Here is a 14,001-nt window from a genome sequence, read left to right as displayed (position 1 = left end):
CCTTACGAGGGCCCGCTCCCATCGCCGGGAGCGGGCCCTCGTCCGTCGTTAAGGTGAACCCATGAGCACAAGCGCCCGCCCGTCTCACGCCGCCGCGCCCCCCAGGAGCGCTGCGCGCGCCCCCTTCTCCTTCGACCGCGGCCACACCGACGACCTCCTGTCCTTCCTCGCGGCGAGCCCGTCCCCGTACCACGCGGCGGCGAACGCCGCCGAGCGGCTGGAGAAGGCCGGCTTCCGGCAGGTCGCCGAGACGGACGCATGGGACGGGACCAGCGGCGGCCGGTACGTGCTGCGCGGGGGCGCGATCATCGCCTGGTACGTCCCCGAGGGCGCCGACCCGCACACGCCCTTCCGGATCGTGGGGGCCCACACCGACTCCCCGAACCTTCGGGTGAAGCCGCGCCCGGACAGCGGCGCGCACGGCTGGCGGCAGATCGCGGTGGAGATCTACGGCGGCCCGCTGCTCAACTCGTGGCTGGACCGCGATCTCGGCCTCTCCGGGCGGCTGTCCCTGCGCGACGGCTCGACGCGTCTGGTGAACGTCGACCGGCCGCTGCTGCGCGTACCGCAGCTGGCCGTCCACCTCGACCGCTCGGTCTCCTCGGAGGGGCTGAAGCTGGACAAGCAGCGCCACCTCCAGCCGGTGTGGGGGCTCGGCGACGACGTGCGGGACGGCGACCTGATCGCGTTCCTGGAGGAGGAGCTGGGACTGGCCGCGGGTGAGGTGACGGGCTGGGACCTGATGACGCACTCCGTCGAGCCGCCGGCCTACCTGGGCCGCGACAAGGAGCTGGTGGCGGGCCCGCGCATGGACAACCTGCTGTCGGTGCACGCGTCCGTCGCGGCGCTGGTGGCCGTGACCGCCTCCGACACCTCCCTGTCGTACATTCCGGTCCTCGCGGCCTTCGACCACGAGGAGAACGGCTCCCAGTCGGACACCGGCGCCGACGGTCCACTGCTCGGATCGGTGCTGGAGCGCTCGGTGTTCGCACGCGGCGGCTCCTACGAGGACCGGGCGCGGGCCTTCGCGGGTGCCGTCTGCCTCTCCTCCGACACCGGGCACGCCGTCCACCCCAACTACGCCGAGCGGCACGACCCGACGCACCACCCCCGCGCCGACGGCGGCCCGATCCTCAAGGTCAACGTCAACAACCGCTACGCCACGGACGGTTCGGGCCGGGCGATCTTCGCGGCGGCCTGCGAGAAGGCGGACGTGCCGTTCCAGTCCTTCGTCTCCAACAACGCGATGCCCTGCGGCACGACCATCGGCCCCATCACCGCGGCCCGCCACGGCATCAAGACGGTCGACATCGGAGCGGCGATCCTGTCGATGCACAGCGCCCGTGAACTGTGCGGCGCCAAGGACCCGTACCTGCTGGCGAACGCGCTCGCCGCGTTCCTGGCGGGCTGAGCCCCGACGCCCGCCCGCCGCACCGCATGCCCTCCGCCGCGCCGGGTACCCGGAACCGGGCCCGGAAGGACCGGACCCACAGGGAGGGCAGGACTCATGGGCCTCGGCGGATGCATCATCCTGATCGCCGTGGGAGCAATCCTCGCGTTCGCGACCGACTGGCACATGAACGGCGTCAACCTGCACCTGGTGGGCGTCATCTTCATGATCGTCGGGCTGATCGGAGTCGCGACCTTCAGCAGCATCTACCGCCGGAGGCGGGTGGTGGTACCGCCCACTCCGGTGATCGACGAGGAACGGCACCACCACCGGGACGGCTACGGCGGCGGGTACGGGATCTGACACGGGATCCGCCCCCGCTCCGGCGCCGCCCCGGTGGCCCTACTCCGTGTCCATGCCCGCCAGCACCAGCGGAAGCCGCGTCACACCGCCTTCCGTGAGCCGGACCGGAACGCCCCAGTCCTGCTGGTGGACATGGCATGCCGGGTACTCGTTCGCCCCCACGGCGAAGCCGCCGTCGGACGAGGTGTCGTCGCAGGACGCCGCCATCGCCGAGACGTGCAGAACGCCCTCCGGTACGGACGGGTCCAGCTCCAGCTCGCGTGTCAGGTCGGTGCCCGCGCCCTCGCCCCGGAGCAGCAACTCGGGCGGGGTCGAGGACACCAGCAGACGGGTCGACGGACCGTAGCGCGAGTCCAGCTTCTGGCCGGCCGGCGCCTGGAAGACCACGTCCAACCGAAGCCGGCCGGGCGCCACTTCGGTCGCGGCGCGCCGGGTGCGGTGGGCGACCGAGGCGACCCGCACCGCCTCCTCCGGCAGCCGCAGCCGGGTCAGCCGGTGCCGGGCCGACTCCACGACCACGATGTCCGCGCCGTCCAGCACGGCGTCCGACGGCTCCCGCAGGTCCGTCGCCAGGGTGGTCACCTCGTCCGTCGCCGGGTCGTACCGCCGCAGCGCGTGGTTGTAGGTGTCGCTGACCGCCACCGAGCCGTCCGGCAGCGCGGTCACGCCCAGCGGATGCTGGAGCAGGGCCTGTCCGGCCGCGCCGTCGCGGTGACCGAAGTCGAACAGGCCCGTGCCGACCGCCGTGCGGACCGCGCCGTCCCGGTCCACCCAGCGCAGGGCGCTCGTCTCGGAGTCCGCCAGCCACAGACGCTCCCCGTCGGCCGACACCGCGAGTCCCGACGGCTGCGCGAACCACGCCTCACCGCCCGGGCCGTCCACCAGTCCCTCGTTCGTGGTGCCTGCCGCCACCGCGACCGCGGCCGTCCGCGGGTCGTACGTCCACAGCTGGTGCACACCCGCCATGGCGATCCACACCCGGCCGCCGAAGACCGCCACGTCCCACGGCGAGGAGAGGTCCACCTCCCGGGCGGGACCGGACGTGGGCGAGCCCTGCCACCACTGCCTGCCGGTGCCCGCGAGCGTGGTGACCTCACCGGTCGCCAGGTCCACGCGGCGCAGCGCGTGGTTCACCGTGTCCGCGACGGCCACCGCGCCCTCCTCCAGCAGCGCCAGGCCCTGCGGCTCGTTGAAGCCCGCCGCCTCCGCCGGGCCGTCCACGAGGCCCCGTACGCCCGAACCGATGCGGCGCACGACCGTCTCGCCGTCCACCGCCAGCTCCACCAGCTGATGCCGCGTGGTGTCGCTGACCAGGAAGGTCCCCGTCGGAAGCAGAAGCGCCTTGCCGGGGAAGCGGAGGGTCGTGGGCTCGGGCTCCGGCGCCACGTACGGGCCGTCGCCACGGCGCAGCGTGCCCTTCGCCGCGTGCTCCTCCTCCAGCTCCTCGACGAGCCGCGCTATCGCATGCGCGTGGCCCTCGCCCGCGTGCTGGGCCACCACGTACCCCTCAGGGTCGATGACGACGAGGGTCGGCCAGGCCCGGACGGCATACTGCTTCCAGGTCGCGAGCTCCGGGTCGTCGAGCACCGGGTGCTCCACGCCGTACCGCTCCACCGCGTCCACCACCGCGTGGTGATCCGCCTCGTGGACGAACTTCGGAGAATGCACGCCGATGATCACCACGGTGTCGCGGTGCTTCTCCTCCAGCTCGCGCAACTCGTCCAGGACATGCAGGCAGTTGACGCAGCAGAACGTCCAAAAATCCAAGATCAATATGCGGCCTCGGAAGTCGGCGAGCCTCAGGTCCTTGCCGCCGGTGTTGATCCAGCCCCCCTTGCCGATCAGCTCGGGGGCGCGGATGCGGACGCGACGCGTCGGGGAGTCGTTCATGGCTCAAGGGTGCCATCCGGGGCCGGACGGCCGGAGAGCCTGTGGACAACTTCGGTGACGCTGTGTACCCGGGCCCGTACCGGATGCGCACGGGCCCTCGCGGAGGGATGCTCGACGCAGACAGGGGGGCCGTTGCAAGGGAGCAGTACCAATGCCACGAGACATCGACGACCAGCCGCGCAGCCGGGACCGGGCACGCGAGCACGGCGAGATCACCGGCGGCGAGACGCGCGACCGGGACGAGCGGGACCCTGCCGTGGGCGGCTCCGGCCCGGCGGAGGACACGCGGAGGTCCGGCGTGCGCCGTGAGCGCGACGACCGGCGCTCGACGTGGGACCACGACGAGGACGTGCAGGAGGGCTACCGCTAGGCGCCTCGTCTCCGTCCGGGCCCCCGCGGCGTTGCGGGGGTCCCGGACGGCCGCGGGGGTCCCGGTGGTGCGGGGGTCTCGGTGGTGCGGGGGACCTGCCGGCGCTCCCGGCGCCGGGGGCGCGCTCAGGAGAGGGCGTGTCCCGTGGTGGCGTCCACGTGGTCGGGGACCTCCTCGTGGCGGTCGCCCACCGTCATGGTGCCGGTGGGCTCGAACATCAGGATCGACGCTCCGGCCGGCGCGGACGGCTTGTGCTCCGTGCCGCGCGGGACCGTGAAGACCGAGCCCCTGGGCAGCGTGACGGTGCGCTCGCCGGACGCCTCGCGCAGCCCGATCCGCAGTTCGCCGTCGAGGACGAGGAAGAACTCGTCGGTGTGGTCGTGCGTGTGCCACAGGTGCTCGCCCTCGACCTTGGCGACGCGTACGTCGTAGTCGTTGACGGCGGTGACGATGCGGGGGCTCCACAGGTCGGTGAAGGAGGCGAGGGCCGCTGCGAGGGAGACGGCGTCCTTCGGGCCGTCGGGGGTCGGGCCGTCAGGGGTCGTGGACCGGGTGGGTTCGGCGGGTTCATGGTGTTCCATGCAGGCATCGTGCGGGGTGCCCGCACTCCCGGACGAGTGCTAGAAATCGCGTATGCCGCAAGGATCCTCTCAGGCGCGCCCCGTGCACCGCGTGGTCCTCGTCGTCGACGAGAACTCCAACCCCTTCGAGATGAGCTGCGCCATCGAGGTCTTCGGGCTGAGGCGCCCCGAACTCGGCCGGGAGCTGTACGACTTCCGGCTGTGTGCGGCCGCGCCCAGGACCCGGATGCGCGACGGCTTCTTCACTCTCACCGAGGTCGCGGGGCTCGACGCGGCCGACGACGCGGACACGCTGATCGTGCCGAACCGGCCCGACACCGACAGCCCGCGCTCCCGGGAGGTCCTGGACGCCGTACGCCGGGCTCACGCGCGGGGCGCGCGGTTGATCGGCTTCTGCTCCGGCGCGTTCACCATCGCGGAGGCGGGCCTGCTCGACGGGCGGCGGGCGGCCTGCCATTGGATGTGGGCCGAGTCGTTCCGGGCGCGCTTCCCCCGGGTCCGGCTGGAACCGGACGTGCTGTTCGTGGACGACGGCGACATCCTCACCGCCTCCGGCAGCGCCTCGGCGCTCGACCTCGGGCTGCATGTCGTACGCCGCGACCACGGCGCCGAGATCGCCAACGCCGTCTCCCGGCGACTGGTCTTCGCCGCGCACCGTGACGGCGGACAGCGGCAGTTCGTGGAGCGGCCCGTGCCCGATGTGCCGGACGAGTCGCTCGCGCCCCTGCTGGCCTGGGCCCAGGAGCGCCTGGGCGAACCCCTCACCGTCGGCGACCTCGCGGCGCGCGCCGCGGTGAGCCCCGCCACGCTGCACCGGCGCTTCCAGGCCCAGCTCGGCACGACCCCGCTGGCCTGGCTGACCGGGGAGCGGGTCGCCCTCGCCTGCCGGCTGATCGAACGCGGCGAGGAGCGGATCGACGTGGTCGCCGCGCGCAGCGGCCTGGGCACGGCCGCCAATCTGCGGATGCGGCTGCGCCGCGAGACGGGACTCAGCCCGTCGGCCTATCGGCGGCGTTTCGGGCCGGGCACCGGGGAAGCCCTGGTCGTATGAGATTCCTCGTACGCGACCGGCTCCTCGGCTTCGGTGACGACTACTGGATCGAGGACCAGCACGGCAACAAGGTCTTCCTGGTCGACGGCAAGGCCATGCGACTGCGGGACACGTTCGAACTGAAGGACACCCAGGGGCGTGTCCTGATCGACATCCATCAGAAGATGTTCGCCCTGCGCGACACGATGGTCATCGAGCGCGGCGGCGACCCGCTGGCCACCATCAGGCGCAAGCGCCTGTCCCTGCTGCGCAATCACTACCGCGTCTCGCTGGTGGACGGCACGGAACTCGACGTCAGCGGCAAGATCCTGGACCGTGAGTTCGCCGTCGAGTACGACGGGGAACTGCTCGCGCAGATCTCCCGGCGCTGGCTCCACGTCCGCGAGACCTACGGCGTCGACATCGTGCGCGACGACGTGGAGCCGTCGCTGCTGATCGCGGTGGCGGTGTGCGTGATCCATCTGGCGGAGAAGGAGCACCGTGAGGACTGACCGCCGTGGTGCGGCGGTGGTGCGACCCTGATGCGGCCGTGGTGCGGGACGCCCGGGCCCGAGGCGGGCGCCGGGGCCCCGGCGTCCGAGGGTGCTCGCCGTCCCGGCGCCCTGCGGGCGGCCGCCCGAGCGGCCCGCGACCGGTACGTCCCCACGGGCGGACGTCCCTCGCCGCCGCTACGGCGTCACCGCTACGGCGTCACCGCGAACGACGCCAGGATCGCCGCCGTCAGCTCCGGCTCCCCCTCCGCCTTGATGCGGTCCGCCACGGCGTCCGCGGTGACCCGGCCGCAGGCGAGGCGGACGTACGTCTCCCAGTCGAGCGTCAGCGAGACCGACGGGCCCAGCGAGGGCGCGCCGTCGATGGAGCCGCGGCCCTCCGCGTCGACGCGGACCGTGCGCATGAACTCGACCGGGCCGTGGACGTCGAAGACGACCGCCGAACCGGGGGGCGCACCCGCGTCCTTGGCGACGACCTTCGGCAGCGCGGCGAGCAGCTGGTCCCGGGCGATGAGCGCGCCCGGCGAGTCCAGGTTGCCCGGCCGGCCCAGCGTCGTGCGCAGGTCCTGCTCGTGCACCCACACGTCGAACGCGCGGATCCGCATGGCCTCTTCGAGGGTCTGCTCGGTGCCGAGCGGGCCGCGCACCTTGGCGCCCGGGTCCCGCGACTCGTTCCGCAGCTGGCGGTTGCGGCGGATGATCGTGTACTCCAGTTCGGACGTCATCTCCGGCGCGGTGTGGTGGCGGCGGACGTCGACCTGCATCTCCATGTAGCGCTGGTGCTCGTTGGTGACGTGGAACAGGTCCCGCGGGAGGGTGTGGATCGGGCGCGGGTCGCCGAGCATCTCGCAGTCCAGGCCGATGACGTGCGAGACCACGTCGCGTACGGACCAGCCGGGGCAGGGTGTGCGCCGGTTCCACTCGCCTTCCACGAGCGGCTGGACCAGCTCGGATATCGCTTCGATCGAGTGGGTCCAGGCGTCGGCGTAGGGCTGGAGGGTGGGATGCAGACTCACGGAACGGGACCCCTCGGCGGTCGGTGCACGGGCGGTGGTGATAGTGGCGGGAGGCGGCTGTCGGCGGGTGTCTTGGGAGGTTAAGTTACGCTGCTGCGAGGCACCCCGGCAGTGCTTTCGTGTGACGATCGTAGGCCCGTGGACGACGGCTCGAATTCCAGGACGGTGGTAGTGTGCGCGCCTCCCTGATCCAGATGCGGGTGGACCCGGACGAATCGGTTGATTCCCGAAGGCGGCGAGCGGCTTCGCTCGTGCGGGATCAAGCCGGAGTCGATCTGGTGGTGCTGCCCGAGCTGTGGACGACCGGCGCGTTCGCCTACGAGGACTTCGGGAGCGAGGCCGAGCCGCTCGAGGGGCCGACGCACGAGGCGATGGCGAAGGCCGCGGGCGACGCGGGCGTGTGGCTGCACGCCGGATCGATCCCCGAACGGGACCCTGACGGTCCCCTCTACAACACGTCTCTCGTCTTCTCCCCCTCCGGCGGGCTGGCCGCCGCCTACCGCAAGATCCACCGCTTCGGCTTCGACAAGGGCGAGGCCGTCCTGATGGGCGCGGGCACCGAGCCGGTGACCGTGCGTCTGCCGGAGACGACCGTCGGCCTGGCCACCTGCTACGACCTCCGCTTCCCCGAGCTCTTCCGCTCGCTCGTGGACGCGGGGGCCGAGACGCTCGTGGTCCCGGCGGGCTGGCCGGAGCGCCGCCGGTCCCACTGGACGCTGCTGGCCCGGGCCCGGGCGGTCGAGAACCAGGCGTACGTCCTTGCCTGTGGAACGGCCGGGACGCACGCGGGGGTTCCGCAGGCGGGTCACTCGATCGTGGTGGATCCGTGGGGCGAGATCCTCGCGGAGGCGGGCGCCGACGAGGAGGTCCTCACGGTGGAGTTCGACCCGGCGAGGGTCGCCACCACGCGGGAGCAGTTCCCGGCGCTGAAGGACCGGGTGCTGGGGCTGGAGCGCCCGCGGCGCTGACGGGCCGCCCGCCCGGCCCGGGACACCCGCGTGACCGGCGCCCCACCGACCGGCGCCCCGTCCGACCCCACGGCACCCGTAGCCCCCACAGGGGGCCCGCCGCGCCGAGCCCGCGGCACCCCGCCCGACCGGCCGACGCGCCCAGCCCCGCGGCACCCGCCCAGCCCCGCGGCACCCGCCCAGCCCCGCGGCACCCGCCCGGCTCCGCAGCACCCGCCCGGCCCGCGCCCCGACCGGACCCACGGCACCCGTCGCCCACAGGGGCCCGCCGCGCCGGGCCCGCGCGCCGGGTCCCGTACAGGCTCCCCGGCCCGCCCCTAGACCGGTACGTGCACCGTCTCCACCCGGCTCGCCACCAGCCGCTCCCGTTCCCTGCGCGCGGCCTGTTCCCGCAGCCGCAGGATCTGGCTGAGCCCCAGCGCCTGGAGGACGAACACCGCGGAGAAGGCCACGGTGTAGTCGCCGCCCGTGGCGTCCAGCAGCACACCGATCGCCAGCAGCGTCGTCATGGAGGCGACGAAACCGCCCATGTTGGTGATGCCGGAGGCCGTGCCCTGACGCTCCGGCGGATTCGCGGGGCGCGCGAAGTCGAAGCCGATCATGGAGGCGGGGCCGCAGGCGCCGAGCACCACGCACAGCGTGATCAGCAGCGACATCGGCGCGTGCCGGTCCGGATAGGCGAGCGTGAGCGCCCACAGCACCGCCGTCACGCCGATCGTGCCGAGCACCAGCGGCAGCCGCGCCGCGTGGTGCCGGGCGACGATCTGCCCGTACACCAGGCCGACGACCATGTTCGACAGTACGACGAGGGTGAGGAGTTCACCGGCCGTCGCCTGCGACAGGCCCTGCGCCTGCACGAGGAACGGCAGGCCCCACAGGAGCAGGAACACCATCGCCGGGAACTGGGTGGTGAAGTGCACCCACATGCCCAGGCGCGTGCCGGGCTCCTTCCAGGACGCCACGATCTGGCGCCGTACATAGGCCGATCCGTGGTGCAGGTACGGCTCCGGCTCGTACCCCTCGGGGTGGTCCTTCAGGAAGAGCAGAAGCAGGACGAGCACGACGGCCCCGGCGAGCGTGCTGCCGCCGAACGCCGCCGTCCAGCCCATCCCGTGCAGCAGCCGGGTCAGTACGAGCGTGGAGACCAGGTTGCCCGCCATGCCGACCAGGCCGGCGAGCTGAGCGACCAGGGGGCCGCGCCGCGCCGGGAACCAGCGGGTGCCCAGCCGTAGCACGCTGATGAAGGTCATCGCGTCACCGCAGCCGAGCAGGGCCCGCGAGGCGAGCGCCGTGCCGTACGACGGGGACAACGCGAACCCCAGCTGTCCGGCCGTGAAGAGGACGGCGCCCATGGCCAGCACCCTCTTGGTGCCGAGCCGGTCCACCAGCAGGCCGACCGGTATCTGCATGCCCGCGTAGACGAGGAGTTGGAGGATCGAGAAGGTGGACAGGGCGGAGGCGTGGACGTGGAAGCGCTCCACCGCGTCGAGTCCCGCCACGCCCAGCGACGTGCGGAAGATGACGGCGACGAAGTAGACCGAGACGCCTGTGGCCCACACGGCGACGGCGCGCCGGCCGCCCGGTGGATCGCCCGGCAGGGACACGGCACGGGAACCGGCGGACCGGGAGGTCATCGCACCTCACCCCGCGCCAGGTGGGAGAACCAGCTGACGTGCCGGTGGACGATGTCGACGGCCGCCTCGGCGTCGCCGGAGCGCAGCGCCCCGAGGATCTCCTCGTGCTCGTTGAGCGTCTTGGCGATCCGGTCGGGGTGCGAGTGCATGACGGCCACCCCCATCCGCAACTGGCGGTCGCGGAGCTGGTCGTACAGACGGGAGAGGATCTCGTTGCCGCCGCTGCGCACGATCTCGGCGTGGAACGTGCGGTCGGTGACCGCCGCCCCGGCCAGATCCCCGGCCGCGGCCTGCTGCTTCTGCCGCGCGAGCAGTTCCTCGAGGCGGGCGATCAGCCCGGGTGGCGCGGGTACGGCCTTGCGCGCCGTGTGCTCCTCGACGAGCTGGCGCGTCTCGACGACGTCCGCGATCTCCTGGACGGAGACGGGCAGGACGAGGGCGCCCTTCTTCGGGTAGAGCCTGATCAGCCCCTCGACCTCGAGTCGGAGCAGCGCCTCGCGCACCGGCGTCCGTGAGACGCCGACCGCCTCGGCCAGCTCCCCCTCGGTGAGCAGCGTGCCGCCCTCGTAACGGCGCTCCAGGACGCCCTGTTTGACGTGCGCGTACACGCGGTCGGCCGCGGGGGGCTGCTTGGCGGGCGGCCGCTCGGGAGCGGCGGCGGGGGCAGGGGCGGCGGACGGCGCTGAGGGCATGCGCACATCATAGATACAACACGTACGCATACCGAGAAGCGTCCATCATCCGGACCGGCACCCCCCTCGTCACATTCGTTGCCGCGACCGTGCATCCATTTGCGCTTCCCGGGTGTCTTCATCAGAAGGCGGTCCATTCATCCGACCGCTCTCCAGGGGCATTTGGATGCATTCAGTGCATCAGAGACGCAATCGGAGCGTTCAACTTGACTACCGGTATTAAGGGCGTGCGCGTTCGCAGAGCAGCCGCAGCAGCGGTCACCACCGCAGCCGTGCTCACCTCCGTCGCCCTCACCGCGGGACCCGCGCAGGCCGTCACGAAGCCCTCGATCACCGCCAAGGGCGGGTTCGTGATGAACAACGGCACCGGCAAGAGCCTGTTCACCAAGGCAGCGGACACCAAGCTGTCCACCGGCTCCACCACCAAGATCATGACCGCCAAGGTGGTGCTGTCGCAGTCGAACCTGAACCTGGACGCGAAGGTCACGATCCAGAAGGCGTACAGCGACTACGTCGTCGCGAACAACGCCTCCCAGGCCCACCTGATCGTCGGCGACAAGGTCACCGTCCGCCAGCTGCTGTACGGGCTGATGCTGCCCTCCGGCTGCGACGCGGCCTACGCGCTCGCGGACAAGTTCGGTTCCGGCTCCACGCGCGCCGCCCGCGTGAAGTCGTTCATCGGCAAGATGAACAGCGCCACCCGGAGCCTCGGCCTGACGCACACGCACTTCGACTCGTTCGACGGCATCGGCAACGGCAACAACTACTCGACGCCCCGCGATCTGACGAAGATCGCGAGCAGCGCCATGAAGAACTCCACCTTCCGCGCGGTCGTGAAGACGCAGTCCACGAAGCAGAAGGTGACCACCAAGAGCGGCGGCTACCGCTACTACAACTGGACCAACACCAACCCGCTGCTCGGCAACTACAGCGGCGCCATCGGCGTGAAGACGGGTTCCGGCCCGGAGGCGAAGTACTGCCTGGTCTTCGCGGCGACCCGCAACGGCAAGACGATCATCGGCACGGTCCTGGCGTCCACGTCGGTGGCCAACCGCACGGCGGACGCGAAGAAGCTGCTGAACTACGGCTTCGCCGTCTGATCCCGGCACGGCAGCACGAAGGGGCCGGCCGCTGGACCCCGAGTCCGGCGGCCGGCCCCTTCGCCGTACCTGCGCCCCTGAGTGCTACGCCCAGGTGATCAGGCGCTTCGGGCGCTCCAGGACGGCGGCGACGTCCGCCAGGACCTTCGAGCCCAGCTCGCCGTCCACCAGGCGGTGGTCGAAGCTGAGCGCCAGGGTCGTGACCTGGCGCGGCTTGACCTTGCCCTTGTGCACCCACGGCTGGAGCTTGATGGCGCCGACCGCGAGGATCGCCGACTCGCCCGGGTTGAGGATGGGCGTGCCGGTGTCGACGCCGAACACACCCACGTTGGTGATGGTGATCGTGCCGCCCTGCATGGCCGCCGGTGACGTCCTGCCCTCACGGGCGGTGGCCACCAACTCGCCCAGCGCCTCGGCCAGCTGCGGCAGCGTCTTCTCGTGCGCGTCCTTGATGTTCGGCACGATCAGACCGCGCGGGGTCGCCGCCGCGATGCCCAGGTTCACGTAGTGCTTGCGGACGATCTCCTGGTTGGCCTCGTCCCAGGACGCGTTGACGTCCGGGTTCCGCTTGACGGCCACCAGCAGCGCCTTGGCGATGAGGAGCAGCGGGTTGACGCGCAGACCCTGCAGGTCCTTGTCCTGCTTGAGCTCCTCGACCAGCCTCATCGTGCGCGTCACGTCGACCGTCACGAACTCCGTGACGTGCGGTGCGGTGAACGCCGACCCGGCCACGGCCTGCGCCGTGGCCTTGCGGACGCCCTTGACGGGGACACGGGTCTCGCGTCCGCTGTCGTACGTCACCACGGGCGCCGGCGCGGCGACGGCGGCGGGCGCCTCGGGGGCCGAGGGGACCGTCACCGCCGCGTGCACGTCCTCCCGCGTGATGATCCCGTCCGGACCCGACGGCGTCACCGTCGCCAGGTCGACGCCCAGGTCCTTGGCGAGCTTGCGCACCGGCGGCTTCGCCAGCGGGCGCGTCTGCCCGCCATGGCCGTTCAGGTCGCCCTCGGCCGGCGCGGGCACGTGCGGGGGCTCCTCCACGGGCGCCGTCGCCGTCTTGCGGGGGCGGCGCCTCGTCGAGGTCTCCGCGACGCCGTAGCCGACGAGGACGGGTTTGCGGCCCTCCCGCGCGGGCTTCTCCTCGGCCGCGGGCTCCGGGGCCGCAGCCGTCCCGGCGGGCGCGGCCGCCTCCCCGGCGGGGGCGCCCCCGGTGACGTCCACCGCGATGATCGGGGTGCCCACGTCCACCGTGGTGCCCTCGGGGAAGCGCAGTTCGCGGACCACTCCGTCGTAGGGGATGGGCAGTTCGACGGCCGCCTTCGCGGTCTCCACCTCGCAGACGACCTGCCCGTCGGTGACGGAGTCACCGGGCTGCACGTACCACTTGAGGATCTCGGCCTCGGTCAGTCCCTCGCCCACGTCGGGCATCTTGAACTCACGCACGGACGCCTCAGTCATCGTCGTCACGACCCTCTCCTCAGTACGCCAGGGCGCGGTCGACGGCGTCGAGCACCCGGTCCAGCCCCGGCAGGTACTCCTCCTCCAGCCGCGCCGGCGGGTACGGGGCGTGATAGCCGCCCACCCGCAGCACGGGCGCCTCCAGGTGGTAGAAGCACCGCTCCGCGATACGGGCGGCGATCTCCGCGCCCGAGCCGAAGAACACCGGCGCCTCGTGCACCACGACCAGGCGGCGGGTCTTCTCCACCGACGCCTGAAGGGTGTCGAAGTCGAGCGGGGAGACCGAGCGCAGGTCCAGCACCTCCAGGGACCTGCCCTCCTCCTGGGCGGCGGCCGCGGCCTCCTGGCACACCTTCACCATCGGACCGTAGGCGGCGAGCGTCAGGTCCGTGCCCTCGCGCACCACGCGCGCCTTGTGCAGGGGTCCGGGGATGGCCTCCGGGTTGACCTCGGCCTTGTCCCAGTACCGCCGCTTCGGCTCGAAGAAGATCACCGGGTCGTCGCTCTGGATCGCCTGCTGCATCATCCAGTAGGCGTCCGACGCGTTCGACGGGGAGACCACCTTCAGGCCGGCCACGTGCGCGAACAGCGCCTCGGGCGACTCGCTGTGGTGCTCGACGGCCCCGATGCCGCCGCCGTACGGGATGCGGACGACGACGGGGAGCTTGACCGTGCCCAGGGAGCGTGCGTGCATCTTCGCCAGCTGCGTGACGATCTGGTCGTACGCCGGGAACACGAAGCCGTCGAACTGGATCTCGACGACCGGGCGGTACCCGCGCAGGGCGAGGCCGATCGCCGTGCCGACGATGCCCGACTCGGCGAGCGGGGTGTCGATGACCCGCTCCTCGCCGAAGTCCTTCTGCAGGCCGTCGGTGACGCGGAAGACGCCACCGAGCTTGCCCACGTCCTCGCCCATCACCAGGACCTTGGGGTCCGACTCCAGGGCCTTGCGCAGCGACTCGTTGATCGCCTTGGCGAGCGCCATCTTCTCGGCCAT

The 14,001-nt window shown here is 72.1% G+C and carries 14 protein-coding genes; 7 read left to right on the top strand and 7 right to left on the bottom strand.

All coding sequences use genetic code 11. The annotated features are described in order from the left end of the window. The first annotated feature begins 61 nt into the window (after nucleotides 1-61). Nucleotides 62-1,411: a M18 family aminopeptidase gene (locus ACFYMU_RS01055; protein ID WP_388366374.1), complete on the top strand. Its 1,350-nt coding sequence runs from the start codon at nucleotides 62-64 to the stop codon at nucleotides 1,409-1,411. 96 nt (nucleotides 1,412-1,507) lie between these two features. Next, nucleotides 1,508-1,753, top strand: a complete 246-nt coding sequence (locus tag ACFYMU_RS01050) for a DUF6458 family protein (protein ID WP_388366372.1) — start codon at nucleotides 1,508-1,510, stop codon at nucleotides 1,751-1,753. Nucleotides 1,754-1,792: 39 nt separating this feature from the next. Here the strand turns inward: ACFYMU_RS01050 and ACFYMU_RS01045 are convergent, their stop codons facing one another. Further along, on the bottom strand, nucleotides 1,793-3,643 hold the full coding sequence (locus ACFYMU_RS01045; protein WP_388366370.1) for an NHL domain-containing thioredoxin family protein: 1,851 nt from the start codon (nucleotides 3,641-3,643) through the stop codon (nucleotides 1,793-1,795). Nucleotides 3,644-3,794: 151 nt separating this feature from the next. Between ACFYMU_RS01045 and ACFYMU_RS01040 the strand changes: the two genes are divergently transcribed. Continuing rightward, complete coding sequence (locus tag ACFYMU_RS01040; protein WP_388366369.1) at nucleotides 3,795-4,013, top strand: hypothetical protein; 219 nt, start codon at nucleotides 3,795-3,797, stop codon at nucleotides 4,011-4,013. Nucleotides 4,014-4,138: 125 nt separating this feature from the next. Here the strand turns inward: ACFYMU_RS01040 and ACFYMU_RS01035 are convergent, their stop codons facing one another. Beyond that, entirely contained in the window at nucleotides 4,139-4,594 is a 456-nt protein-coding gene (locus ACFYMU_RS01035) for a cupin domain-containing protein (RefSeq protein WP_388366367.1), read from the bottom strand. Between the two features lie 52 nt (nucleotides 4,595-4,646). Between ACFYMU_RS01035 and ACFYMU_RS01030 the strand changes: the two genes are divergently transcribed. Then, nucleotides 4,647-5,645 (top strand): GlxA family transcriptional regulator, encoded by a 999-nt coding sequence (locus ACFYMU_RS01030; RefSeq protein WP_388366365.1) that lies wholly within the window; start codon nucleotides 4,647-4,649, stop codon nucleotides 5,643-5,645. After that, the gene (locus ACFYMU_RS01025) at nucleotides 5,642-6,136 is read left to right on the top strand and encodes an LURP-one-related/scramblase family protein (RefSeq protein WP_388366363.1); all 495 of its coding nucleotides are present in this window, start codon (nucleotides 5,642-5,644) and stop codon (nucleotides 6,134-6,136) included. Before ACFYMU_RS01030 ends, ACFYMU_RS01025 begins: the two co-directional genes overlap by 4 nt. 191 nt (nucleotides 6,137-6,327) lie before the next feature. Here ACFYMU_RS01025 and ACFYMU_RS01020 read toward each other — a convergent pair whose 3' ends face one another. Further along, the gene (locus ACFYMU_RS01020; protein WP_388366362.1) at nucleotides 6,328-7,152 is read right to left on the bottom strand and encodes a maleylpyruvate isomerase family mycothiol-dependent enzyme; all 825 of its coding nucleotides are present in this window, start codon (nucleotides 7,150-7,152) and stop codon (nucleotides 6,328-6,330) included. 173 nt (nucleotides 7,153-7,325) lie between these two features. Between ACFYMU_RS01020 and ACFYMU_RS01015 the strand changes: the two genes are divergently transcribed. Further along, the gene (locus tag ACFYMU_RS01015) at nucleotides 7,326-8,120 is read left to right on the top strand and encodes a carbon-nitrogen family hydrolase (RefSeq protein WP_388366360.1); all 795 of its coding nucleotides are present in this window, start codon (nucleotides 7,326-7,328) and stop codon (nucleotides 8,118-8,120) included. A 317-nt stretch (nucleotides 8,121-8,437) separates the two neighbouring features. On the opposite strand, the gene ACFYMU_RS01010 is transcribed toward ACFYMU_RS01015, so the two are convergent. After that, entirely contained in the window at nucleotides 8,438-9,754 is a 1,317-nt protein-coding gene (locus ACFYMU_RS01010; protein ID WP_388366358.1) for a nitrate/nitrite transporter, read from the bottom strand. After that, a complete protein-coding gene (locus tag ACFYMU_RS01005; RefSeq protein WP_388366356.1) occupies nucleotides 9,751-10,446 on the bottom strand; it encodes a GntR family transcriptional regulator in 696 nt (231 codons plus the stop codon). Before ACFYMU_RS01005 ends, ACFYMU_RS01010 begins: the two co-directional genes overlap by 4 nt. Before the next feature lie 206 nt (nucleotides 10,447-10,652). Here ACFYMU_RS01005 and ACFYMU_RS01000 point away from each other — a divergent pair, with 206 nt between their 5' ends. Further along, the gene (locus ACFYMU_RS01000; RefSeq protein ID WP_388366354.1) at nucleotides 10,653-11,546 is read left to right on the top strand and encodes a D-alanyl-D-alanine carboxypeptidase family protein; all 894 of its coding nucleotides are present in this window, start codon (nucleotides 10,653-10,655) and stop codon (nucleotides 11,544-11,546) included. Between the two features lie 84 nt (nucleotides 11,547-11,630). Here ACFYMU_RS01000 and ACFYMU_RS00995 read toward each other — a convergent pair whose 3' ends face one another. Further along, complete coding sequence (locus ACFYMU_RS00995) at nucleotides 11,631-13,013, bottom strand: dihydrolipoamide acetyltransferase family protein (RefSeq protein WP_388366352.1); 1,383 nt, start codon at nucleotides 13,011-13,013, stop codon at nucleotides 11,631-11,633. Nucleotides 13,014-13,023: 10 nt separating this feature from the next. Further along, nucleotides 13,024-14,001: an alpha-ketoacid dehydrogenase subunit beta gene (locus ACFYMU_RS00990; protein ID WP_388366350.1), complete on the bottom strand. Its 978-nt coding sequence runs from the start codon at nucleotides 13,999-14,001 to the stop codon at nucleotides 13,024-13,026.

It is taken from the genome of Streptomyces sp. NPDC007264, from assembly GCF_042869095.1.
Taxonomy (GTDB): Bacteria; Actinomycetota; Actinomycetes; order Streptomycetales; family Streptomycetaceae; genus Streptomyces.
This window is presented reverse-complemented; position numbering and strand designations above follow the sequence as displayed.